Annotated in this window: 20 protein-coding genes; 8 read left to right on the top strand and 12 right to left on the bottom strand. The window is 72.1% G+C overall.

Annotated elements, in window-relative coordinates; all coding sequences use genetic code 11:
• Window positions 1-2 precede the first annotated feature (2 nt).
• From ABT129_RS19155 to ABT129_RS19145, 3 genes are all read right to left on the bottom strand, one after another.
• Entirely contained in the window at window positions 3-2,306 is a 2,304-nt protein-coding gene (locus ABT129_RS19155; RefSeq protein WP_351902423.1) for a bifunctional serine/threonine-protein kinase/ABC transporter substrate-binding protein, read from the bottom strand.
• The gene (locus ABT129_RS19150) at window positions 2,303-3,148 is read right to left on the bottom strand and encodes a hypothetical protein (RefSeq protein ID WP_351902420.1); all 846 of its coding nucleotides are present in this window, start codon (window positions 3,146-3,148) and stop codon (window positions 2,303-2,305) included. Before ABT129_RS19150 ends, ABT129_RS19155 begins: the two co-directional genes overlap by 4 nt.
• Window positions 3,149-3,235: 87 nt before the next feature.
• Window positions 3,236-3,655: a winged helix-turn-helix transcriptional regulator gene (locus tag ABT129_RS19145; protein WP_351902417.1), complete on the bottom strand. Its 420-nt coding sequence runs from the start codon at window positions 3,653-3,655 to the stop codon at window positions 3,236-3,238.
• Window positions 3,656-3,752: 97 nt separating this feature from the next.
• Here ABT129_RS19145 and ABT129_RS19140 point away from each other — a divergent pair, with 97 nt between their 5' ends.
• The 4 genes from ABT129_RS19140 (at window position 3,753) to ABT129_RS19125 (ending at window position 7,023) form a co-directional block, all read left to right on the top strand.
• Complete coding sequence (locus ABT129_RS19140; protein WP_351902414.1) at window positions 3,753-4,619, top strand: SDR family oxidoreductase; 867 nt, start codon at window positions 3,753-3,755, stop codon at window positions 4,617-4,619.
• Window positions 4,620-4,711: 92 nt separating this feature from the next.
• Window positions 4,712-5,728, top strand: coding sequence for an EamA family transporter RarD (rarD, locus tag ABT129_RS19135; protein WP_351902411.1), 1,017 nt, complete (start codon window positions 4,712-4,714; stop codon window positions 5,726-5,728).
• 98 nt (window positions 5,729-5,826) lie between these two features.
• Window positions 5,827-6,279, top strand: coding sequence for a winged helix-turn-helix transcriptional regulator (locus ABT129_RS19130; protein ID WP_351902408.1), 453 nt, complete (start codon window positions 5,827-5,829; stop codon window positions 6,277-6,279).
• 90 nt (window positions 6,280-6,369) lie between these two features.
• The gene (locus ABT129_RS19125; RefSeq protein WP_351902405.1) at window positions 6,370-7,023 is read left to right on the top strand and encodes a DUF4291 domain-containing protein; all 654 of its coding nucleotides are present in this window, start codon (window positions 6,370-6,372) and stop codon (window positions 7,021-7,023) included.
• 35 nt (window positions 7,024-7,058) lie between these two features.
• Here ABT129_RS19125 and ABT129_RS19120 read toward each other — a convergent pair whose 3' ends face one another.
• Window positions 7,059-7,418, bottom strand: a complete 360-nt coding sequence (locus ABT129_RS19120) for an SRPBCC family protein (RefSeq protein WP_351902402.1) — start codon at window positions 7,416-7,418, stop codon at window positions 7,059-7,061.
• Window positions 7,418-8,005: a CGNR zinc finger domain-containing protein gene (locus ABT129_RS19115; protein WP_351902446.1), complete on the bottom strand. Its 588-nt coding sequence runs from the start codon at window positions 8,003-8,005 to the stop codon at window positions 7,418-7,420. The genes ABT129_RS19120 and ABT129_RS19115 overlap by 1 nt, the downstream gene beginning before the upstream one ends.
• Before the next feature lie 362 nt (window positions 8,006-8,367).
• On the opposite strand from ABT129_RS19115, the gene ABT129_RS19110 reads away from it, so the two are divergent.
• Window positions 8,368-9,675, top strand: coding sequence for a M28 family metallopeptidase (locus tag ABT129_RS19110; protein ID WP_351902399.1), 1,308 nt, complete (start codon window positions 8,368-8,370; stop codon window positions 9,673-9,675).
• A gap of 82 nt (window positions 9,676-9,757) precedes the next feature.
• Here the strand turns inward: ABT129_RS19110 and ABT129_RS19105 are convergent, their stop codons facing one another.
• Complete coding sequence (locus tag ABT129_RS19105) at window positions 9,758-10,960, bottom strand: LolA family protein (RefSeq protein ID WP_351902396.1); 1,203 nt, start codon at window positions 10,958-10,960, stop codon at window positions 9,758-9,760.
• Window positions 10,961-11,144: 184 nt separating this feature from the next.
• A complete protein-coding gene (locus ABT129_RS19100) occupies window positions 11,145-12,155 on the bottom strand; it encodes a polyprenyl synthetase family protein (RefSeq protein WP_351902393.1) in 1,011 nt (336 codons plus the stop codon).
• A gap of 199 nt (window positions 12,156-12,354) precedes the next feature.
• Between ABT129_RS19100 and ABT129_RS19095 the strand changes: the two genes are divergently transcribed.
• Both ABT129_RS19095 and ABT129_RS19090 read left to right on the top strand, forming a co-directional pair.
• A complete protein-coding gene (locus ABT129_RS19095; RefSeq protein WP_351902390.1) occupies window positions 12,355-13,860 on the top strand; it encodes a peptide MFS transporter in 1,506 nt (501 codons plus the stop codon).
• A gap of 9 nt (window positions 13,861-13,869) precedes the next feature.
• Window positions 13,870-15,867: a CocE/NonD family hydrolase gene (locus tag ABT129_RS19090; RefSeq protein WP_351902387.1), complete on the top strand. Its 1,998-nt coding sequence runs from the start codon at window positions 13,870-13,872 to the stop codon at window positions 15,865-15,867.
• 51 nt (window positions 15,868-15,918) lie between these two features.
• Here ABT129_RS19090 and ABT129_RS19085 read toward each other — a convergent pair whose 3' ends face one another.
• Window positions 15,919-17,229, bottom strand: a complete 1,311-nt coding sequence (locus ABT129_RS19085; RefSeq protein ID WP_351902384.1) for a peptidase — start codon at window positions 17,227-17,229, stop codon at window positions 15,919-15,921.
• Window positions 17,230-17,518: 289 nt separating this feature from the next.
• Between ABT129_RS19085 and fahA the strand changes: the two genes are divergently transcribed.
• Window positions 17,519-18,745 (top strand): fumarylacetoacetase, encoded by a 1,227-nt coding sequence (fahA, locus tag ABT129_RS19080; protein ID WP_351902381.1) that lies wholly within the window; start codon window positions 17,519-17,521, stop codon window positions 18,743-18,745.
• A gap of 3 nt (window positions 18,746-18,748) precedes the next feature.
• Here fahA and ABT129_RS19075 read toward each other — a convergent pair whose 3' ends face one another.
• From ABT129_RS19075 to ABT129_RS19060, 4 genes are all read right to left on the bottom strand, one after another.
• Window positions 18,749-19,579, bottom strand: a complete 831-nt coding sequence (locus ABT129_RS19075) for a dioxygenase family protein (protein ID WP_351902378.1) — start codon at window positions 19,577-19,579, stop codon at window positions 18,749-18,751.
• Between the two features lie 45 nt (window positions 19,580-19,624).
• Window positions 19,625-20,554, bottom strand: a complete 930-nt coding sequence (locus tag ABT129_RS19070; RefSeq protein WP_351902375.1) for a helix-turn-helix transcriptional regulator — start codon at window positions 20,552-20,554, stop codon at window positions 19,625-19,627.
• 163 nt (window positions 20,555-20,717) lie between these two features.
• Window positions 20,718-22,379 carry an NADH-quinone oxidoreductase subunit NuoN gene (nuoN, locus tag ABT129_RS19065; RefSeq protein WP_351902373.1) on the bottom strand — a complete coding sequence of 554 codons (1,662 nt, stop codon included), beginning with the start codon at window positions 22,377-22,379 and terminating at the stop codon, window positions 20,718-20,720.
• Window positions 22,376-23,962: an NADH-quinone oxidoreductase subunit M gene (locus ABT129_RS19060; RefSeq protein ID WP_351902370.1), complete on the bottom strand. Its 1,587-nt coding sequence runs from the start codon at window positions 23,960-23,962 to the stop codon at window positions 22,376-22,378. The genes nuoN and ABT129_RS19060 overlap by 4 nt, the downstream gene beginning before the upstream one ends.
• Window position 23,963: the final 1 nt, after the last annotated feature.

Here is a 23,963-nt window from a genome sequence, read left to right as displayed (position 1 = left end):
GATCAGGCCTTCTGCTTCGCCTTGTTCGCGGGGAGCACGGGTGCGGGCCCGATCACCTTGTAGGCCCCGTTCTGCACCGCGTGCACGAACGTGCCGCCGTTGGTGAGGTCGCCGTTCTCGTCGAAGGTGTAACCGCCCATGACGCCCGTGTACTTCTGCTTCCGCAGCGCCGTCCAGAGCCCCTTGCGCGCGGGGGCTCGACCGGCCTTCGCGCTCCGCGCGAGCTCCTCGGCGACCATGGTGACCACGTCGTACGACTCTCCCGTGTAGTACGCGGGGGGCGCGCCGAACCGCTTCCGGTGGGCCGCGACGAAGCCGGCGGCCTCCTTGCGGGTGACGGCGTCGAGCACGGGGGTGCCGAAGAACCAGCCCTCGGCGTCGGCGCCGGCCTCCTTGAGGAACGCCGGCCCGAAGGCGTGCTGACCGCCGAACCGGGGTCCGGTGAAGCCGAGTTCGTTGAGGGCGCGGGCGGCGAGGACCGCGGTCTCGCGGACTCCGCAGTGGACGTACGCGTCCATTCCGGCGTCGATCATCTCGCGGAGGACCCCGCGGTAGTCCCGCACCCGGGCCGGGACCACGCGGAAGTGGGGGGTGAGACCGGCCTGGCCGAAGGCGAACTGGACGCCCCTGACGAGCAGCCAGCTGTACTGGTCCTCGGTGCGGTCCTGGAGGACTCCGGGCCTGCGGATCGCCTTCAGGAGCGTGACGGCGTAGGCGAGGTGCATGCCGGCGTAGGGGTGGTGGGGGATCGCGCGCAGCACCGTGGCGTTCGGCGGGCTCTGCTTGTCCCGGACGGTGAGCAGGTTGTATCCGGCGGAGACGGTGACGAGCGGGAGGCCCGACTCCTCGAAGGCGGGGAGCGCCGTCTGTCCCGTGTCGTCGGAGGTGGGTCCGAGGACGGCGAGGACACCCGGATCGGTGGTGAGTTCGCGGGCGGAGGCGAGGGCGGTGGTGCGGTCCCCCCGGTCGTCGGAGACCTTGAGTTCGAGCGTGAACGGCTTGTCCTGGCGGGCGTTGAACCGCTCGACGGCGAGGCGGGCGCCGCGCTCCTGGGCGAGCCCGATCTCCTTGGCGGGCCCGGAGAGGTCGGCGAGGACCCCGATCTTCCAGGTGGTGCGGGGCGGGCCGGGCTTCGCTCCGTCCCTGTCGCCGTCGGTGCCGTCGTCCCTGAGCCCCGCCCAGGCGGCGACGGAGCCGCCGCCCACGACGAGGGCGGCGCCGGAGGCGAGGAGCAGGAATCCGCGCCTGCTGCGCCGCGGAGGTCCCGCCGGTCCGGCGCCCGCCTCGGTGGCGTCGATCCCGGGGAGCGCGAGCATCCCGGCCGAGCGTTCGGCGATGGTCCGCACGAGGGGGGCGGGCAGCCAGTCGGCGGCGTGGCCCGGGGTGTCCTCGACGAGCCGGGCGGCGACCTCGTGGGCGATGGGCCGGGCGGCGGGGTCCTTGGCGAGGCAGGCCCGGAGCAGGTCGAGGAGGCCGTCCGGTACGCCGGTGAGGTCGGGTTCGTCGTGGACGGTGCGGTACATCAGGGCGTCCACGGCGCCGGTGCCGAAGGGCGGGCGGCCGGTCGCCGCGTACGCGAGGAGGCAGCCGAGGGCGAAGACGTCGGCGGGCGGGCCGATGGCCTCGGTGCGGGCTTCGGCCTGCTCGGGGGCGAGGAAGCCGGGGGTGCCGACGACCATGTCGGTGGCGGTGAGGGCGGTCTCGCCGGTCGCGCGGGCGATGCCGAAGTCGATGAGCCGGGGGCCGTCGACGGCGAGCAGGACGTTGCCCGGCTTGACGTCGCGGTGGACGAGCCCGGCCGCGTGCACGGCGGCGAGGGCGCGGGCGACGGCCCCGCCGAGGACGCGGACGCTCCGCTCGGGCAGCGGGCCGTGGGCGGTGACGGCCTCGCCGAGGGAGGGGCCGGGGACGAACGCGGTGGCCATCCACGGTTCGGGGGCGTCCGGGTCGGCTCCGGTCACCGGGACGGCCCAGGGGCTGACGACCCGGCGGGCGGCCTCGACCTCGCGGCGGAACCGGGCCCGGAAGTCGGGCTGGTCGGCCTGGTCGGCGTGGGTGACCTTGACGGCGGCGAGCTCGCCGTTCTCCGTGCGGCCCAGGTAGACGACGCCCATGCCGCCGGCCCCGAGCCGGCCCAGCAGCCGGTAGCCGGCGAGGGCGGAGGGATCGGAGGGCAGCAGCGGCTGCAGCGCCCCGGGCGCGGGACGGGGCGGGACGGGGGGTTGGGCCGGGTACGGGGGCGCGGCGGGCTCCGGCCGGGGGTCGGGCTGGGGCTCGGGCTCGGGCCGGGGGGTCGTGGGGCTCATGACTGGACCTCCAGCTCGTCCTTGGCGCGGTTGATCATCGTGACGAGGGCCTGGACCTGGCCGGTGACGGTACCGACCGTGGTGCTGGTCTGCTCCTCGCTGTAGCCGGGTGCGCCCTTGACGACGGTGGCGACGGTGACCTGTCCGATCCGGGACTGGTACCAGCCGTAGAACTGCTCCCCCTTCACGGCGTCGTTGAGGTAGACCCCGCGTTCGCCCAGGGCGTCGGTGGCGGTGTAGTTGCCCCCGATGCCGAAGGGATTGCCGAGGGAGATCAGGCTCGCGACGCGCTCACCGTCCCGCAGCCTCTGCTCGGGGCAGCGGAGTGCCTCCTCCAGCGTCCCGGCCATCTCCCAGTCGGCGTCGGCCTCGGTGCGGTGGACGGTGACGGTGGAGGCGACCCGGAGGACGCCGAGGGCTCCGTCGGCGGGGATCTCGCTGTAGGCGGTGACGCTGTAGAGGACGGTCGAGGGCCGGGAGCCCGTCTCCCACGAGCAGTTGGCGCCGAGGACGGGCCAGTACTCCGGGTCGCTGAGGTACGGGGTGCGCTTGACGTAGTCCGGTCCCCAGGCGTCGGGGCCGGCGACGACGGCGAGGGCGATCCGTCTGGCGTCGGCCTCGGTCTTCGGCGCGCGCTTCGGGTCGGGGACGAAGTCGAGGGCGGTCGGCGTGGGTGCGGGGGTCGGTGCCGCCGTGGCCGGAGCGGCCGACGTGCCCGTACTCCCCGGGCTCTTCCTGCCGTCGGGTCTCTTCCCGTCGTCTCCGCCGCCGCACCCCGTCGCGACCAGTCCGCCCACCAGCACGGCGCAACAGGCGCGCAGCAGCCTTCGGTCCCTGTTCACCACAGTTCCCCCACGGTCCCTCACGGTTTCCCCCGAACAGTGAGCAGATCGTACGACTCGTGAGGCCAACCCGCCGTGGCTACAACATCATTGGGACGAACCGGTAGCGCTCTCGCGACGCGCCTCGTCGTACCGCGCGCGGGCGTCGTCGACGGCGGCGACCTGGCGCTCGGACCAGCGGGCCAGCTCCCAGACCTGGCGGGCGGCCTCGACGCCGAGGTCGCTGAGGCTGTAGTCGACGCGGGGCGGGATGACCGGCTTGGCGTCGCGGTGGACGAAGCCGTCGCGCTCCAGGGTCTGGAGCGTCTGGGCGAGCATCTTCTCGCTGACGCCGCCGATCCGGCGGCGCAGCTCGCTGAAGCGGTACGAGCGCTCCATGAGGGCCGCGAGGACGAGGACGCCCCAGCGGCTGGTGACGTGCTCCAGGACGAGCCGCGAGGGGCACATCGGCTGGTTCACGTCGGGCTTCCCGCCCGGCCCGGACACCACCTTGCCACTTACTTCCATACCAGTACCTTACTTCAAAGTGGGTACTTTCGAAAGGTTAGCGCTCGTCGTACGGTGAGTGCATCGCCCACCGCACCCCACGGGAAAAGGAAACACCATGAGCATCGTCGTCACCGGAGCCACCGGCCAGCTCGGCCGCCTCGTCATCGACGCCCTCCTCGCCGCCGTCCCCGCCGAGTCCGTCGCGGCCGTCGTGCGGGACAAGGAGAAGGCGGCCGATCTGGCGGAGCGCGGTGTCGAGCTGCGGATCGCCGACTACGACCGTCCCGAGACCCTGGCGGAGGCCTTCGGGGCCGGCGACCGGGTGCTCCTCGTCTCGGCCAACGAGGTCGGCCGGCGCGTCCCGCAGCACACCGCCGTCATCGACGCCGCCAAGGCCGCGGGCGTCGCCCAGCTCGCCTACACCGGCGTCCTCGGCGGCGACGAGGCCGACTTCGACCTGGCCGCCGAGCACAAGGTGACCGAGCGGCTGATCCTCGACTCCGGCCTGCCGTACACCTTCCTGCGCAACGGCTGGTACACCGAGAACTACACCGCGAACCTCGCGCCGGTCCTGGCCCATGGCGCCGTCGTCGCCAACGCCGGCGAGGGCCGTGTCGCCTCCGCCACCCGCGCCGACTACGCCGCCGCCGCGGCCGCCGTCCTGACCGGCCCGGCCGAGGAGCACCTGAACAGGGCGTACGAGCTGAGCGGCGACGTCTCCTGGTCCTTCGCCGAGTACGCGGCCGAGGTCGCCGCCCAGTCCGGCCAGGAGATCACGTACAGCAACGTCCCCGCCGAGACGCACCTCGCGATCCTCACCGGCGCCGGGGTTCCCGCCCCCTTCGCCGAGATCCTGGTCGACGTCGACCGGGCCGTCGAGCACGGCGCGCTCGCCCGCCGCACCGACGACCTCTCCCGCCTGATCGGCCGCCCGACCACCCCGATCGCCGTGACGATCAAGGCGGCGCTCGACGTTTCCTGAACTGTCATGACCGTATGGCGATACGGGCATGACAACCCCTCCCGTGCGGCGCTACCTTCGAGAGAACAGCGCGGCAGAGGGCGGGAGGTCCGGTGAAGACGGACAACGAGGAACGAGCAGGGTTGCTCTACGGGATCGGCGCCTACGGAATGTGGGGGCTGGTCCCGCTCTTCTGGCCGCTCCTCAAGCCCGCCGGGGCGCTGGAGATCCTCGCCCACCGGATGGTGTGGTCCCTGGCCTTCGTCGGCCTCGCCCTGCTCGCGCTGCGCCGCTGGGGCTGGCTGCGCGATCTGGTCCGCAGCCCGCGCAAGCTCGGCCTGATCACCGTCGCCGCCACCGTCATCACGGTGAACTGGGGCCTCTACATCTGGTCCGTCAACACGGGCCATGTCGTCGAGGCCTCCCTCGGCTACTTCATCAACCCGCTCGTCACGATCGCCCTCGGCGTCCTCGTCCTCCAGGAACGCCTCCGCCCCGCGCAGTGGGCGGCGGTCGGCGTCGGCTTCGCCGCCGTCCTCGTCCTCGCGATCGGGTACGGGCAGCCGCCCTGGATCTCGCTCACCCTCGCCTTCTCCTTCGCGGTCTACGGACTCGCGAAGAAGAAGGTCAACATCGGCGGCGTGGAGTCGCTCGCCGCCGAGACCGCCGTCCAGTTCCTGCCCGCCCTGGGCTACCTGATCTGGCTCGGCACCCGGGACGACCTCGCCTTCGGCTCCCACGGCGGGGGCCACACGGCCCTGCTCGCCGCCACCGGCATCGTCACGGCGGTCCCGCTCGTCTGCTTCGGGGCGGCGGCGATCCGCGTACCGCTGTCCACGCTCGGACTCCTCCAGTACCTGGCGCCGACCTTCCAGTTCCTGCTCGGGGTCCTCTACTTCCACGAGGCGATGCCGCCGGAGCGCTGGGCCGGCTTCGCCCTCGTCTGGCTGGCCCTGACGATCCTCACCTGGGACGCCCTGCGCACGGCGCGGCGCAGCCGGGCGGCGGTCGAGGCCGCGAAGGCCACGGCGTCCGAGGCGGAGGCGGCGGCCGTCCCGGTCACGGGGGAGGCCGCTGGGGCCGCTGATACGGCTGGGACGCTCACGCCTCCGGCGGGCCGTACGTCCTGATCGGTCGGCGGACCGCCCGCCGGTCACCGATTCGGTTACCAGTCCGAGGGTCGGTTCCGTCTTGTAACCGCATGCATTGTGCGGGAGCATCGGGTGTCATGGACGAAGTCATGTCGAAGTCACCGAGTCACTGCGCGAGAACCTACGGAAACGACGGGGACCCCGACCCCTTCCAGTGGGACACCCGGGAGGACTGCGAGGTGCGGCAGATCCTCGACCGGGTCGCCGACAAGTGGTCCCTGCTCGTCATCGCCCTCCTCGACCGGCGCCGCCTGCGCTTCACGGAGCTCAAGCGCGAGATCGACGGCGTCAGCCAGCGCATGCTGACCGTCACCCTGCGCCAGCTGGAGCGCGACGGCCTGGTCAAGCGGACGGTCCACCCGGTGGTCCCGCCTCGCGTGGACTACGAGCTCACCCCCCTGGGCCGCACCCTGCACGTCACGATCCGCTCCCTGGTCACCTGGACCGAGCAGCACCAGAACGAGATCGCGGCGGCGCGGGAGGAGTACGACGCCAAGGAGCAGGCGGCGGCAGCGGCCGCACTGGTCTGACGCCGGGGAGGACCGCACGGCCGCCGGCCGACCGCCGACGGCCGCGATATCCGGTGGCCCTCCCCCGGTCGCTTCGCCGACCCTGGGGTCATGGCAGAACCGAAGTACCGGATCCGTGCGCTCCACACCGCCCGCACGGTCACCGTCTACCAGGCGTACAGACCCTCGATCGGCCTTCCCGCCGCCCGCGAGGGCCGCTTCCCGGCCGCCTGGAAGCGGGACCGCATGACCTGGATCAAGCCGTCGTTCCTGTGGATGATGTACCGCTCCGGGTGGGGGACGAAGGAGGGCCAGGAGACCGTCCTCGCCGTGGAGATCGAGCGTGAGGGCTTCGAACGGGCCCTGCGCGACGCCTGCCTCTCGCACTACGAGCGCGGCTTCCACACCGACCGGGCCGACTGGAAGCGGCGGTTGCGGGAGGCCCCCGCCCGCGTCCAGTGGGACCCGGAGCGCGACCTGAACCTCCGGCCCCTCCCGTACCGCTCGCTCCAGCTCGGCCTGTCGGGCGAGGCCGCCCGCCGGTACGCGGACGAGTGGACGGTCTCCGTCACCGACGTCACCCCGCTGGCCCACCGCGTCCGCGACCTGGTCCGGGCCGGCGACGTGGACGGCGCCCGCCCGCTGCTCCCCCGGGAGGAGCCGTACCCGGAGCCCGAGGGGCTCCTCGACCACCTGCGGGTGCGGGACGGCGACGGCGCCGCGACGGCCGGGAGGGCGATGGCGCCGGCCCCGGGCACGCCGTAGCGACCCGGCCGCCGCCGGTCGGGCCGCCGGAGGCGCTACGGGACGAGGGCGCGAACGATTTCGGCCATCACGCTCTTCCAGTGGGCGCGTTGGCGCTCGCGCTCCTCGGCGCTCGCCAGGTGTTCCTGGTGGAAGCCGAGGACGGCGCGGCCGTCGCTCGCCGGGGAGACGGTGGCCTGAAGGACGGTGTCGCCGTACGAGAGGCGGACCCGGTCGCGCGGCCGGAAGCCGCGGAGCGCGGGATCGCCCTCGGCGGGAAGGACGGCGCCGGGGCCGAGCCACAGGGCCAGGCCCTCGGCGCTCATCAGGAAGTCCCAGACGGTGGCGACGGGCAGGGGCAGGGTCTTCGAGACGCCGATCTCCCAGCCGGCGTCGCGGGTCAGTCCTACGGGCATCACGCGTCTCCTTCGTGCGGGGTACGGGCCCGGTGCGCCCGTACCTTGTGGCGGTTGCCGCACCGGTCCATCGAGCACCAGCGGCGGCGCCCGGGGCGGGAGGTGTCGGCGAAGAGGAGGGAGCAGTCGTCGGCGCCGCAGACCCGGACCCGGTCGGCGTACGGCCCGGTCAGAAGGTCGACGGCGTCCCGGGCGAGGGTCGCGAGGAGCCCGGACCCGGTGGCTCCGGGGGCCCACGCGCGCGTGCCGTCGGCGCGGACCAGGGCCGCGAGCGGGGTTCCGGCGGCGGCGGCGTTGACCACCGACCGCTCCCCGGGGTCGAGCGCGGCGCCCCGGGACCGGGCGAGGGCGAGGCCCCAGAGCGCGTCCCGGACCTCCCGCACGGCCGCGAGTTCCGCGTCGGTGACGGTCACGTCGAGCCCGGGCGCGAGCCGGCACCGCCGCACCCAGTCGAGCAGCCCGTCGACCCCGTCGAGCACCTCGTACCGGGCGGCGACCGGCCCGGGGCCCCCGGTGAGGAGGAGTTCGAGGCAGAGCGCCCCGGCATCGAACCGGAAGCGCTGCCCGTCGGGGTGGTGGAGGGTCATGGCGGCGTCCTGGGTCACGTAACCACTATAAGGAGTTACCTCTCGCCGCTCCACCGGAAGCCCGCGATCCCCTTCCCCGTCCGGGTGAGGCCGCCGGGCGGCGCGCCCCGCTGGACGCGCTCCGCCGGCGCGGGAGGCGGCGGAGGCGCTCGTCCGCTGAGCGAACGTGCCTGACCGGTTTCCGCTCTTGACGCGAAGTCAAACTCTCACTGAACATTCAGCACGCACAACAGAACAAGTGAGCACCTGAACAACTGAACACCGCACACGCACTCGTACAGCTCCAGCGCCTCGTGGCCCACAAGCCCGAGGCGTCTCGCACGTTCCGTCCCATCCCCGTTCGGAATCCGGAGCCCCCACAGATGAACATCTCCGTGCCCAGACGCGTCACCGCGGTCGCCGCTCTCGCGGCGCTCGCCCTCGGCGGACTCACCGGCACCACCGCCTCGGCCAACCCGGCCGCGGCTGCCGCCGCGCCCGACATCCCGCTCGCCAACGTCAAGCAGCACTTGACGGACCTGCAGTCGATCGCCACCGCCAACGGCGGCAACCGCGCCCACGGCCGTACCGGCTACAAGGCGTCGATCGACTTCGTGAAGGCGAAGCTGGACGCCGCCGGATACACCACCACCATCCAGCAGTTCACCTCCGGCGGATCCACCGGCTACAACCTGATAGCCGACTGGCCCGGCGGTGACCCGAACCAGGTCCTGATGGCCGGCTCGCACCTCGACTCGGTGACCTCGGGCCCCGGCATCAACGACAACGGCTCCGGCTCCGCGGCGGTCCTGGAGACCGCGCTCGCCGTCGCCCGATCCGGCTACCAGCCCACCAAGCACCTGCGTTTCGGCTGGTGGGGCGCTGAGGAGCTCGGTCTCGTCGGCTCGAAGTACTACGTGGCCCAGCTGCCCTCCACCGAGCGCGCCAAGCTCTCCGGCTACCTCAACTTCGACATGATCGGCTCGCCGAACCCGGGGTACTTCGTCTACGACGACGACCCGGCGATCGAGACGACCTTCAAGAACTACTTCGCCGGGATCGGCGTCCCGACCGAGATCGAGACGGAGGGCGACGGCCGCTCCGACCACGCCTCCTTCAAGAACGTCGGCGTCCCGGTCGGCGGTCTCTTCACGGGCGCCAGCCGGGTCAAGTCCAGTGCCCAGGTGCAGAAGTGGGGCGGTACGGCCACGGCCTTCGACCGCTGCTACCACTCCTCCTGCGACACGACGTCGAACATCAACGACACCGCCCTGGACCGCAACAGCGACGCGATCGCGCACGCGATCTGGACGCTCTCCGCGGGGACGACCAACCCGCCCACCGGCAAGGTCTTCGAGAACACGGCCGACGTGTCCGTCCCGGACAACGGCGCCGCGGTGACCTCCACGGTCAACGTCACGGGCATCACCGGCAACGCCCCGAGCAACCTCTCCGTCGGCGTGGACATCGTCCACACCTACAAGGGCGACCTCGTCGTCGACTTGGTCGCCCCCGACGGCTCGGTCTACAACCTGCACAACCGGACCGGCGGCAGCGCCGACAACATCGTCCAGACCTTCACCGTGAACGCCTCCTCCGAGGTCGCGAACGGCGCCTGGAAGCTCCGCGTCCAGGACAAGGCCTCGGCCGACACCGGCTACATCAACGGGTTCAAGCTCACCTTCCCGTAAGCCGCCCCGCGAGAAACGCCCGGGCGGGTCGGTGACCATCGCCCCCGACCCGCCCGGGGCCCCAACCGTGTTCCGCCGAACGCTACTTGTCGGCGTTCGCCGCGTTCACCAGCGCGTCCTTCGTGACCGCGCCGACGTAGACCCGGCCGTCGTCGGTGAGGAGCGCGTTCACCAGCTTCGTCTTGAAGACGGTGCCGGAGCCGAACTTCCCGCTGACCTTGTCGCCGAGGGAGTCCAGGAGCCCCTGGACCTCCTTCGGCGCCTCGTCGGTCTTCGGCGCGGGGGCGCCGGTGTCGAGCTTCGCGATCGTCGTCCAGCCCTCGCCGATGACGTTCACGCCGCCCTCGCCGGAGCCCGCTCCGAGGCCGAAGGCCTCCCCGAGGCCCCCGGGCAGCTCGTCGCCGAACGGGTTCTCCTTCGCGCCCTCGGCCTCCTCGGCCGCCTTCTCCGCCGCGCCCTCGGTGACCTTCGCGCCCTCGGGCGCCTTGAAGGCGAAGTCGGAGGCGGCCGGCTTCGAGAAGTCGACCTTCGTGAAGCCCGCGTCGACGACGGGCTTGCCGCCCTCGACCGAGGCGAGGGTGAACTTCAGCGGGGTGCCGTTCGCCGCGTCCACCGCGATCTTCACCGACGCGACCGTCGAACCGCTCTGCTTCGGCTTGATCACCAGCTGGTACGCGTCCCGGCCGGCCACCTTGGCCGTACCGTCGACGGTGATCGACGTCGTGTCGCCGGCCGCCTTCAGGACCTCGTCCGCGAGCTGCTTGGGCGTGCCCGGCAGCTCCGCGTCGCCCTCGGGGGCCCGCGACGGACCCTCGCCGGCCGGGGCCTTCTCGTGGAAGACCTCGTTGGACTTGCTGTCGTACGCCCAGACGTCGTCGCCGTTGTGGATCAGGCTGTACTCGTCGGAGCCGTCGAGCAGGGTCAGCTTCTGGCGCTCGGGGCCGTCCGCCGCCACCCGCAGGGTGTGGCTGCCGGAGAGGAGCTGGGTGAGCTTCTCCGTCGGGTCCGCCGAGGCCGGGCCGCCGCCACCGCCGCCGAGGCCGGAGGCCAGGCCGGACGCGAGGCCGTCGAGGGGCAGGCCCAGGTCGGTGGAGACCTTGAACGTGCCGGACAGGGTCTGCGTGTCCGAGGCGGCGATCTTCTCGATGAGCTGCTGGGCCGTGATCTCCGGCAGGTCGGGGTCGCCGGACGCCGCCAGCGCCGGGACCAGTCCGATGGTCGCCGCGGCCACCCCTGCCACCGCGACCGGGACGATGAACCGGCTCGCCTTACGGGTCTGTGCCATGGTCTCCCCTACCTCCGTGCCCTGCGCGGGCCCTCCGTGGTCGATGACTCCATCTCACCAAAGCAGCGGCGAGGATGCGTCAGCCCGGGGGATCAACCTGGCGTACTGCTTCGGGATGACCCGACCCTGAGACGGACCGGCCGTACGGGGGACGGAGTCACGGAGCGGGCGGCGGGACGGCGGCTCAGCCCGCCCGGTGGACCACCGCGTCGCACATCTCCGCGAGCCCGGCCTTGGCGTAGCCGTCGGGCAGCGGTGCCAGCATGGCGCGGGCCTCCTCGGCGTACCGCACGGTGTCCCGGCGGGCCTGCTCCAGGGCCGGGTGGGCGCGCAGCCGGCGCAGGGCCTCGGCGTGCCGGGCGTCGTCGGTGAGGTCGCCGTCGACGAGCTCGACGAGGGCGAGGTCCTCGGGCCGTCCGTGGGCCGCGGCGGCGGCGCGCAGGTGCAGGACGGGCAGGGTCGGGATGCCCTCGCGCAGGTCGGTGCCGGGGGTCTTGCCGGACTCGTGGGAGTCGGAGGCGATGTCGAGGACGTCGTCGGCGAGCTGGAAGGCGACGCCGAGCCGTTCACCGTACTGGGTGAGGGTGTCGACGACGCTCTCGTCGGCGCCGGACATCATGGCGCCGAAGCGGCAGGCGACGGCGACGAGGGAGCCGGTCTTGCCGCCGAGGACGTCGAGGTAGTGGTCGACGGGGTCGCGGCCGTCGCTGGGACCGGCGGTCTCCAGGATCTGGCCGGTCACGAGCCGTTCGAACGCCTCGGACTGGATGCGTACGGCCTCGGGACCGAGGTCCGCGAGGGTGTGCGAGGCGCGGGCGAAGAGGAAGTCACCCGTGAGGACGGCGATCGAGTTGCCCCAGCGGGTGTTGGCGCTGGGGACTCCGCGCCGGACGTCGGCCTCGTCCATGACGTCGTCGTGGTACAGCGTGGCCAGGTGGGTCAGCTCGACGACGACGGCGGAGGGCACGACGCCCGGCGCGTAGGGGTCGCCGAACTGGGCGGCGAGCATCACGAGCAGGGGGCGGAAGCGCTTGCCGCCGGCCAGGACGAGGTGCTGCGCGGCCTCCGTGATGAAGGGGACATCGCTCTTGGTGGCGTCCAGGAGGCCCGCCTCCACTGCCGCCAACCCGTTCTGGACATCGGCCTCAAGAGCCTGGTCCCGCACGCTAAGACCGAACGGCCCGACGACGGTCACGAGGGGGTCTCCTGTCTGCTGACGCCTGCTGACGTTCACGCGGGTGCGTTCACACGGCTTGCCGAGGATCACATGGATTGTCGATGTGTCGCTCGATTCACTCAAGCCAGCGTATCCGGTCACCTTTCGATCACCGTGGGCGCCTTCCCGTCACCCCCGGTATGTTCGGGATCAGCTCATACGACCAGGAGTAGTCCTTTTGTCCCGAACAACGATCGACACCGACACGGGCGGCGAGCAGCCGCCTCCCGAGGACGACCACGCCTTCTTCGGACACCCACGGGGTCTGCTGACCCTGTCGGGCCTGGAGGTCTGGGAGCGGTTCTCGTTCCTCGGCATGCAGGCGATCCTCGTCCTCTACTTCGCGGCGTCGGTCTCCGACGGCGGTCTCGGCATGGCGTCGGGCACCGCCGCCTCGGTCTCCGCCGCCTACGGCACCCTCGTCTACCTGGTCTCGGTGGCCGGCGGCTGGCTCGCGGACCGCGTCCTCGGCTCGTACCGCGCGGTCCTCTGGGGCGGCATCCTGATCGCCTGCGGGCACTACGCCATGGCGGTGCCGACCGCCGCCATGACCTGGGTGGGCCTCGGCCTGATCAGCGCGGGCACGGGGCTGCTCAAGCCCAACGTGGCGACCATGGTCGGCAAGCTGTACCGGACCGACGACGACCGCCGGGACGCCGGTTTCGCCCTCTACTACATGGCGATCAACATCGGGGCCTTCGCCGGGCCGCTGATCACCGGCTGGCTCGCCGACCACAAGGGCTACCACTGGGGTTTCTCGGCGGCGGCGATCGGCATGACCTTCGGCCTGATCCAGTACGTGGTGGGCCGGCGTCACCTGGCCGGGCGCAAGCACTCCGCCGAGTTCGCGCTCGCCCCCGACGCCATGCGCAGGGCGGTCCGGCTGATGATCGTCGGCGCGGTCGTCGTGGCCGCCGCCGGCACGGGCCTGGCGCTCGCGGGCTGGCTGACCATGGACCGGTTCGTGGACCTGCTGACCCTGATCTCGGTGATCGCCCCGGTCGTCTACTTCTGGGTGATGTTCACCAGCCCCCGGGTCACGGCCGAGGAGCGGGGCCGCCTCAAGCCGTACATCGTGCTCTTCCTGGCCTCGGTGGTCTTCAACTTCATCCTCTTCCAGGCGTACTCGACGATGATCCTGCTCGCGTCCACCAACGCCCGCACGACCATCCTCGGCTTCGACTTCCCCGCCAGCTGGTACGCCTCCGCCCTCGGCGCCTTCGAGGTCCTCCTGGCCCCGGTGGTGGCCGCCCTCTGGGCCCGGATGGGGCACCGGCAGCCGCACGCCTCCAACAAGATCGCCTACGGGGTGATCCTCGGCGGCCTGTCGTTCCTCCTGATGGTCCTGCCGACCTCCGGGCACGCCGACGACACGTACCGGATGGCCGCGTGGTGGATCGTCGGCTCCTACCTGCTGCTCGGCCTCGGTGACGTGCTCCTGGAGACCTCCGGGATGTCCGCCACCAGCAAGCTCGCGCCGAAGGCCTTCTCCAGCCAGACCATGTCGCTCTGGTTCCTCTCCCTCGCTCTCGCCAACGGCATCCAGGCGCAGACCGTGAAGCTCTACGACGACGTCTCCAAGCCCGTCTACTTCGGCGTGAACGGCGCCGTGGCCGTCGCCGTCGGCCTCGTCGTGATCGCCCTGGCGCCCTGGCTGCGCCGCACCATGCACCCCGTCCACTAGGGAGCCGAGATGAAGATCCGTACCGAGTTCCCCCACGAGGTCCGGCGCGAGGACGTCCGGATCCCGCTGCCGGACGGAACGAGGCTGTACGCGCGCGTGTGGCGCCCCGTCACCGACGAGCCCGTGCCGGCCCTCCTGGAGTACCTGCCCTACCGCCTCACCGACTGGACCGCGCCCCGCGACGCGCAGCGCCACCCCTGGTACGCGGGCCACGGCTACGCCTCCGTACGCGTCGACGTCCGCGGCCACGGCAACAGCGACGGCCTGCCCGGCGACGAGTACGACCCGGTCGAGCTCGCCGACGGCGTCGCCGTCGTGAACTGGCTGGCCGAGCAGCCCTGGTGCACGGGCAAGGTCGGCATGTTCGGCATCTCCTGGGGCGGCTTCAACTCGCTCCAGATCGCCGCCCTCGCCCCCGAACCGCTCAAGGCGGTCGTCACCGTCTGCTCCACCGACGACCGCTACGACAACGACGTCCACTACATGGGCGGCTCCGTCCTCGGCGTCGACATGCACGCCTGGGCCGCCACCATGCTCGCCTTCGTCTGCCGTCCGCCCGACCCGCGGTACGTGGGTGAGGAGTGGCGCGAGATGTGGCTGAAGCGCCTGGAGGCGGTGGAACCCTTCCTCCACACCTGGCTCGCCCACCAGACCAGGGACGACTACTGGCGGCACGGCAGCGTCTGCGAGGACTACCCGGCGATCAAGGCCGCCGTCCTCGCCGTCGGCGGCTGGCACGACCCGTACCGGGACACCGTCCTGCGGCTCGCCCAGCACCTCCCCCAGGACCGGGTGCGCGGCATCATCGGGCCCTGGTCCCACCAGTACCCGGACCGCGGCCTGCCGCCCGGCCCCGCGATCGGCTTCCTCCAGGAGACCCTGCGCTGGTGGGACCACCACCTCAAGGGCGCCGAGAACGACGTGATGGCCGAACCGCTGCTCCGCTCCTGGATCAGCGACTCGCACCTCCCGGCCACCGTGTACGAGGAGCTGCCCGGCCGCTGGGTCACGGACCCCGCCTGGCCCTCCCCGAACGTCACCCCCGTCACGTACGCCTTCCAGGGCGCCCCGGTCGTGGTCGACTCGCCGCAGCAGACCGGGCTCGACGCGGGCCGCTTCTTCCCCTTCGGGAACGACGCCGACCTGCCGCCCGACCAGCGCGACGAGGACGCCCACTCGGCCTGCTTCGACTTCCCCGTGCCCGAGGACGGCGGCCCCGTCGAGATCCTCGGCCGGCCGTCCGTGAGCCTCGCCCTGCGCACGGCCGCCCCGACCGGGCAGGTCGTCGCCCGGCTCTGCGACATCGCCCCCGACGGCTCCTCCACCCTCGTCACCCGGGGCGCGCTCAACTTCTCCGCCCGCTACGGCCGCGACCGGGCCGTGGAGGCCCAGATCGGCGAGACGGAGAGCTTCGTCTTCGAGCTGAACGGCATCGGCCACTCTTTCGCGCCCGGCCACCGGGTGAGGCTCGCGGTCTCCTCCACGTACTGGCCGTGGATCTGGCCGCAGCCCGACGCGGCGGGCTTCACCCTCGACCCGGCCGGCTCCTCCCTCACCCTGCCGGTGCGCCGCCCCACCGAGGACGCCGTCACCTGGGAGGAGCCGGAGCAGGCCGAACCGCTCGGCGTGGTCTTCCCCCGCACCCTGGAGGAGCCCCGCCCGGAGCGGGTGGTGGTCAGGGACGTGGCGAAGGGCGAGTGGACCCTGGAGGTCGACCCGAAGTACGGCGGGACGCGCGTGTACCCGGACGGCCTGGAGTTCACGGAGGACGCCCTGGAGACGTACACGATCGACGAGAGCGGCCCCCTGTCCGCCCGGACCCGCTCGGAGTGGACGATCCGGCTGCACCGGCCGGAGACGGCCTGGGACGTCACCGTGGACACCCGCTCGGAGATCGCCTGCGACGCGGACGACTTCCTCACCACGAACGAGGTGGTGTGCAAGGAGGGCGGCGAGGTCGTCTTCCACCGCACCTGGGAGAAGCGGATCCCGCGCACGGCGGGGTGAGTACGCGGAAGGCGCCCGTACCGAGGTCGGTACGGGCGCCTTCACGTCGGATCAGACGTTCGCGCCGGCCTTGCGGCGGCGGGCGACGAACATCGCGCCGGCGCCGAGGGCGACGGCGGCACCGGCCGCGAGGCCGATCTGGTTCAGGTGGTCGTTCGCACCGGTGGCGGCGAGGGAGCCGTTCACGGGGGTGCTGGACGAGCCGCCCTGCGGGGTGGTGTTGCCGTTGCCACCGGTGGTGGGCGCCGGGGTGGGCGTCGCGGTGGTCTCCGACGGGGTCGGCTTCGGCTTGTCGGTCTTGGCCGCGAGGATGTCGAAGTCGACTTCGGCGTAGGACTTGCCGATGCCGCAGGACCCGTCGTTGTTCTCGTACGCGCCGACGGCGAAGGCCCCACCGGGGCCGGCCGGGGCCTTGGTGGAGACCGTGAGGCGGAGCTTCATGTCGGCGGTCGCGCCCTTGGCGAGCGTGCCGACGTCGACGGCGTCGAAGGAGGCCTCGACGTCGGTCCAGTGCGGGTTGCCCGCGCCGGTCCACTCGATGGTGATGAACTGCTTGAAGTAGCCGTTCTCGTCCTCCTCACCGGGGAGGGCGGCCGCGCCGACGTAGGCCTCGACCGCGTCGAGGGTCCGCTCGGTGGTGTTGGTGACCTGGAGCGAGAAGACGGCGCTCGTGCCGGCGGTGATCGTCTTCGGGCCGCTCAGCCCGACCTTGACCGCCTTGTCCTCCTTGCACTCCTCGCCGATCTCCTCGAAGAACTCAAGCTCCTCCTTGGCCTCGGCGAGCTTCTCGGCGGCGGTCTCCTTGACCGTCTTGGTGAGCTCCTCCAGCTGCGCGGCGGCGATCAGGGCCTCGTCGCGGGCCGTGTCGGCCTCGGTGTGCTTCGCGTCGGCGGCGGTCTTGGCCGCGGTGGCCTCGTCGGCCGTCTTCTTCGCGGCGGCGACGGCCGCGGTGGCGGTCGTCTTCTGCTCCTCGGTGGCGTCGACGGGCAGCTCGGCCAGGGCCTTCTCGGCCTTGGCGAGCTCCGCGTCGGCGGCGGTCTTCGCCGCGGCCGCGGCGTCCGCGGCCTTCTTGGCGTCGGCGACGGCGACCTGGAGCGGGTGGTCGGCGCTGTCCACGGCCTTGAAGGCCTTCGCGGCCTTGTCGTACGCGACGACGGCCTTGTCGTACGCCTTCTGAGCGAGCTCGACGGCGGCCTTCAGCTCGTCGAGCGAGGGGCGCTCGTCGTCCTCGTCCGACGCGGGCTTCTGCGTCGACGCGGGGGACGGCTTCGTGTCGGCGAACGCGGGCGCGGCCGAGAGGAGCAGGACCGGGGTGGTCACGGCGGCGGCCACGGCGGTCGCGAGAATGCGACGAATCTTCACAGTGCGGGACCTTTTTCCTGGTCAGGGAAGGTGGAGGAATTGCGGGGCACGTGCCTGCGGCAACATCACGCGGCGCGGTACCACCGTGATCGTATGGCCGGGAACGGCCTTGCGGGAGACCTGTTTTCGCAGCTCGGAGCCGGTTCCGACGCCCACCCGGCACACAAAGCACGTGAAGGCGGACAGTTGCCCACGGAGGCCGCACTTTCTGTGTGATCCATGTCATCCGCGCCCGGCGGCCCGACCCGTAACGTGTCCCCCACACCCGTGGAAAGCGAGGCACGTACCCATGTCCGAGCACAGCCCGCTCGACCTGGCCGAGGGCGATCCCTTCGGCCCGCACAACCTCCCGTACGGCGTCTTCTCCACCGCCGACGAGCCCGGCCGGCGCCGGCTGGGCGTCCGGATCGGCGGGCACGTGCTGGACGCGGGTGCCGCGGCGCACGCGCTCGGCTCGCCGTACGCCACGCTCCTCGACCGGCCGAACCTCAACCCGCTGCTCGCGGCCGGGCGGACCGCCTGGCGCGATGTCCGCCGGGCCCTCACGGCCTGGGTGACGGTGCCCGCCCACCGGGCGGACATCGAGCCGCTGCTCCACCCCCTCGACACGGTGACCCTGCACCTGCCGTACGAGGTGGCGGACTACGTCGACTTCTACGCGAGCGAGCACCACGCGACGAACGTGGGCCGGATCTTCCGCCCCGACGGCGACGCGCTGACCCCCAACTGGAAGCACCTGCCGATCGGTTACCACGGTCGCGCGGGCACGGTCGTGGTCTCCGGCACCGATGTCGTCCGCCCCTCCGGACAGCGCAAGGCGCCCACGGACGCGGCCCCGGTCTTCGGCCCCTCGGTCAAGCTGGACATCGAGGCGGAGGTCGGCTTCCTGGTCGGCACGCCGTCGGAGCTGGGCCGGCCGGTGGCGCTCGGCGACTTCCGGGAGCACGTCTTCGGTCTGACGCTGCTCAACGACTGGTCGGCGCGGGACGTGCAGGCCTGGGAGTATGTGCCGCTCGGCCCGTTCCTCGGCAAGTCGTTCCAGACCTCGGTGTCGGCGTGGGTGACGCCCCTGGAGGCGCTGGACGCCGCCCGGACCGCTCCGCCCGCGCGGGACCTCCCGCTGCTTCCGTACCTGGACGACGCGGACGAGGAGGAGCCGGGCGGCTTCGACCTGCGGATCACGGTGGAGATCAACGGCGAGGTGGTGGCCGAGCCGCCGTTCTCCACCATGTACTGGACGGCCGCCCAGCAGCTCGCCCACATGACGGTGAACGGCGCCTCGCTGCGCACGGGTGACCTGTACGGCTCGGGGACGGTCTCGGGCCCCGAGGTGAACCAGCGCGGTTCGCTCCTGGAGCTCACCTGGAACGGCCGGGACGCCCTCGAACTCTCCGGCGGCAAGCGGACGTTCCTGGAGGACGGCGACGAGGTCGTCCTGACGGCGTGGGCTCCGGGCCCGGACGGCACGCGGGTGACGCTCGGCGAGGTCCGGGGCCGGATCGCCCCCTCCGCCTGAGGCTCAGGCGGTCCGCCAGAGGGCGGGGACGTTCGGCGGCTGCCAGCCGGGCTGGGCCGTGTGCGCCTGGAGGCACACATAGGCGAGCCCGCCGTGGGTGACGGCGTCCCCGGCCCGGTAGGCGGTCCCCACGGCCCAGCTGCCCCCCGGCGGCTGGGTCGTGGCGGTGGCCGTGGGCGTGGGGCTCGGGCCCGGGTTCTGCGGCACGTTCAGGACGAAGTCGAAGGCCGCCTCACGGGCGCCGCCCGCGTCCCGCACGGTCATGAGCAGCCGCGGGTCGAAGATCGTGTCGGTGTTGTTGCGGGGCTCGTTCGGGAAGTACAGCTGGGTGGTGAGCACCGGGCGGCCGGGGGCCTGGAGCTTGACGTGGATGTGCCGGGTGCGGCCCGGGTAGAGGCCGGGCACGATCGTGGTGAGCCGGAACGCGCCCTGGGCGTCGGTGAACTGGTGGCCGCGGAAGCGGAATCCGGTGTTGTCGTAGGCGCCGTTGGTGTCGGCCTGCCAGAAGTCGAGCAGGACGCCGGATATCGGCCGGCAGGCGAGGCCGAAGACGTAGCCGCTGACGGTGAGCCGCACGCCGGCCGTTCCGGCGTCCACGAGGCTGGTCCGCAGCGGTGAGTTGGGCTTGAAGTAGGGGCCCTCGGTCTGGGACGGGGTGGGGTCGTCGCCGTCGTCGCACTCGGGGGTGAGGGCGGGTGCCACGTCTCCGGCGCTGAGGGTCCGGGCGAGTGCCGGTACGCCCATGAGGACCGCGGGGGCGGCGATGCCGGCCGCGAGCGCGGCCCGCAGCACCGCCTTGCGGGTGACGTGCCCGGTGGTGGTCTCGTTGTCCATGCCTGCCTGCTCCTCGTGTGGGGGGGCTGGGGGATCGCAACGAACCTAGGCGGGCGGGTCGCCGTCTTCGATGGACGGATCACGGCGGTCGTGGTGTTTTCGGAAGTCTCCCGGGCTGCGCCCCGTCTCGCGGCGGAAGAAGCGGCAGAAGTACGCGGGGTCGTCGAAGCCGACCCGGGCCGCGATCTGACGTATCGACAACCCGGTCCCGACGAGGAGGCGCTGGGCCTCCCGGGCGCGGGCCTCGCGCAGCAGGGCGCCGGGGGTGCGGCCGGTGGCGGCGCGGACGGCCTCGGCGAGGTATCCGGGGGTGACGCCGATCAGCTCGGCGCACTCGCGTACGGTCCTGCCCTCCGCTCCGGTACGGGCGAGCCGCCGGGCGAACTCCTCGGCGACGGCGGCGGGTCTGCCGGGCGGCGGGGTGTGGGTGCCGGGGCCGCGCAGCCGTGCCGTGCGGACCAGGAGGACGTGCAGGAGGGAGCGCAGGACGGTCGCGAAGCCGTCGGCGCCGTGGCCGTACTCCTCGACGAGTTCGGCCATCAGCCGGCCGGTCCGCGCGTGCGTGGGCGGGTCGAGGGTGAGCCAGGGCCGTTCGCCGAGGCGGCGCAGGAGGGCGCGGTCGCCGGGGTGGTCGAGGAGGAAGTCCTCGGTGAAGAGGACGACGCTGCCGTCGAGGCCGCGGGCGTCCTCCCAGTGGTGCAGCTGTCCGGGGAGGATGAGGCCCAGGTGGGGCGGGTGGAGCGGCCAGCGGGCCAGGTCGACGACGTGGGTGCCGGTGCCGGCGGTGACGTGGACGATCTCGTAGAAGGTGTGCCGGTGCGGGAAGGCGGCTCGGGACATGGGGCCGATGGTGTCGAAGGTCCCGGCGGCGAAGGGCACCTGGTCGGGGAGCCGGACCTCCAGGCGGTGCATGGGCGGGTCGCCGGCTCGCGGGGTGGCGCAGGGAGTTCCCGGTAACGCGGTGGTGTCGCTCATCGTGCCGCTTCCCCCTCCTGGTACAGACCATTGGGCGGCTCACACGATGGCACGGAACCCCTCACGGGTCACCCCCGCGCACGGGGCCCCGGGGTGCGCCGAGGGGGTACGCCGAAGGGCCCGGCTCGCCCCCGAGCCGGGCCCCTCGCGCGTGCGGTCCGGTCTACCGGACGAAGACGCTCGCCTGGTTCGCCAGGTCGAGGAAGTACTGCGGCGCGAAGCCGAGCACCACCGTGACCACCACACCGGCCGTGATGGTGAGGGTCGTCAGGGCCGAGGGCACGGCGACCGTCGGGCCGTCCGCCTTCGGCTCGCTGAAGAACATGAGCACGATCACCCGGATGTAGAAGAAGGCGGCGATCGCCGAGGAGATCACACCGACCACGACGAGCGCGCCCGCGCCGCCCTCCGCCGCCGCCTTGAAGACCGCGAACTTCCCGGAGAAGCCGGAGGTCAGCGGGATGCCGGCGAAGGCGAGCAGGAAGACCGCGAAGACCGCCGCGACGAGCGGCGAACGGCGCCCGAGTCCGGCCCACTTGGAGAGGTGGGTGGCCTCGCCGCCCGCGTCCCTGACCAGCGTGACGACGGCGAAGGCGCCGATCGTCACGAAGGAGTAGGCGCCCAGGTAGAAGAGGACGGACGAGATGCCGCTCGGCGTGGCCGCGATGACACCGGCGAGCAGGAAGCCCGCGTGCGCGATCGACGAGTACGCCAGGAGCCGCTTGATGTCGGTCTGGGTGATGGCGACGATCGCACCGCCCAGCATGGTGACGATGGCGACGCCCCACATGACCGGCCGCCAGTCCCAGGTGAGACCCGGCAGCACCACGTACAGCAGGCGGAGCATCGCGCCGAACGCGGCGACCTTGGTCGCGGCGGCCATGAAGCCGGTGACCGGGGTCGGGGCGCCCTGGTAGACGTCCGGGGTCCACATGTGGAACGGCACGGCGCCGACCTTGAAGAGCAGCCCCGTGAGGATCATGGCGAAGCCGATGAGCAGCAGCGCGTCGTTGCCCATGGTGTCGGCGAGCGCCGGGTTCACGGAGGCGATCGAGCCGTCGACGACCTGGGCGATCGTGGCGTACGAGACGGAGCCCGCGTAGCCGTAGAGCAGGGCGATCCCGAAGAGCAGGAAGGCCGAGGAGAAGGCGCCCAGGAGGAAGTACTTGACGGCCGCCTCCTGCGACATCAGCCGCTTGCGGCGGGCGACGGCGCAGAGCAGGTACAGCGGGAGGGAGAAGACCTCCAGCGCGACGAAGAGCGTCAGGAGGTCGTTGGCGGCCGGGAAGACCAGCATGCCGGCGATGGCGAAGAGCGCCAGCGGGAAGACCTCGGTGGTGGTGAACCCGGCCTTGACGGCGGCCTTCTCGTGGTCGCTGCCGGGGACGGCGGCGGCCTCGGCGGCGAAGGAGTCGACCTTGTGCCCGTGGTCGGCCGGGTCGAGCCTGCGCTCGGCGAAGGTGAAGATCGCCACGATCGAGGCGAGGAGAATGGTGCCCTGGAGGAAGAGGGCGGGTCCGTCGACGGCGATGGCGCCCATCGCCGCGATCTGGGCCTTGGTGGAGCCGTAGCCGCCGGCCGCCAGGCCGACGATGGCGGCGAAGGAGGCGGCGAGCGCCACCACGCTGAGGAACAGCTGGCTGTGGTAGCGGGCCTTGCGGGGCACGAAGGCCTCGACGAGGATGCCGACGATCGCGGCGCCGACCACGATGAGCACGGGCGAGAGCTGCGTGTACTCGATGTGGGGTGCCGGGATCTTGTCCAGCGGCTCGGCAGCGGTCGTCCACAGGCTGTGGACAGAGGTTGCGACAGCGGACGTGCTCACTTGGCTGCCTCCGCGTTCTGGACAGGCACGGCAGGCTGGGGGTCCGTCTGCCGTACGTCGGACATGGTGTGCTGCACGGCCGGGTTGACGACGTCCGTCAGCGGCTTCGGGAAGACCCCGAGGAAGATCAGGATCGCGATCAGCGGCACGACCACCGCCAGTTCGCGCACCCGCAGGTCCGGCAGCTCCCGCACCTCCTCCTTCACCGGCCCGGTCATCGTCCGCTGGTACAGGACGAGGGTGTAGAGCGCGGCGAGGACGATGCCGGTGGTGGCGATGACACCGGCCACCGGGTAGCGGGCGTACGTGCCGACCAGGACCAGGAACTCGCTGACGAACGGGGCGAGTCCGGGCAGCGACAGGGTCGCGAGACCACCGATGAGGAAGGTGCCGGCGAGCACCGGGGCGACCTTCTGCACACCGCCGTAGTCGGCGATGAGCCGCGAGCCGCGCCGGGAGATCAGGAATCCGGCGACGAGCATCAGCGCGGCCGTCGAGATGCCGTGGTTGACCATGTAGAGCGTGGCGCCGGACTGGCCCTGGGTGGTCATCGCGAAGATGCCCAGGATGATGAAGCCGAAGTGCGAGATCGACGCGTAGGCGACCAGGCGCTTGATGTCCCGCTGGCCGACGGCGAGCAGCGCCCCGTACACGATGCTGATGAGCGCGAGGACGATGATCGCCGGGGTGGCCCACTTCGAGGCCTCGGGGAAGAGTCCGAGGCAGAAGCGGAGCATCGCGAAGGTGCCGACCTTGTCGACGACGGCGGTGATGAGGACGGCGACCGGGGCGGTCGCCTCCCCCATCGCGTTCGGCAGCCAGGTGTGCAGCGGCCAGAGCGGCGCCTTCACCGCGAAGGCGAAGAAGAAGCCGAGGAAGAGCCAGCGCTCCGTGCTGGTCGCCATCTCCAGCGAGCCGTTGGCGCGGGCCTCGGCGATCTCGGTGAGCGAGAAGTTCCCCGCGACCACGTAGAGCCCGATGACGGCGGCCAGCATGATGAGGCCGCCGGCCAGGTTGTAGAGGAGGAACTTGACCGCCGCGTAGGAGCGCTGGGCCGCCGCGTTCTCGTCGGAGCCCGCGTGGGCGCGGTCGCCGAAGCCACCGATGAGGAAGTACATCGGGATGAGCATGGCTTCGAACAGGATGTAGAAGAGGAAGACGTCGGTCGCCTCGAAGGAGAGGATCACCATCGCCTCGACCATGAGGATCAGGGCGAAGAAGCCCTGGGTCGGCCGCCAGCGGCTGCTCTTGGTCTCCAGGGGGTCGGCGTCGTGCCAGCCGGCCAGGATCACGAAGGGGATGAGGAGCGCGGTGAGCGCGATGAGCGCCACCCCGATGCCGTCGACCCCGAGCTCGTAGCGGACCCCGAAGTCCTTGATCCAGGCGTGGGACTCGGTCAGCTGGTACCGCTCGCCGCCGGGCTCGAACCGTACGAAGACGACGGCGGCGAGCACGAGCGTGGCGAGCGAGACCAGCAGCGCCAGCCACTTGGCGGCGGTGCGGCGGGCGGCGGGGACGGCGGCGGTGAGGATCGCACCGACCGCCGGAACCGCCGCCGTCACCGTAAGGAGGGGGAAAGACATG

It is taken from the genome of Streptomyces sp. NPDC002057, assembly GCF_040296665.1.
Taxonomy (GTDB): Bacteria; Actinomycetota; Actinomycetes; order Streptomycetales; family Streptomycetaceae; genus Streptomyces.
The sequence above is the reverse complement of the archived record's forward strand: the minus strand, read 5'-3'. Positions and strand labels throughout refer to the sequence as shown.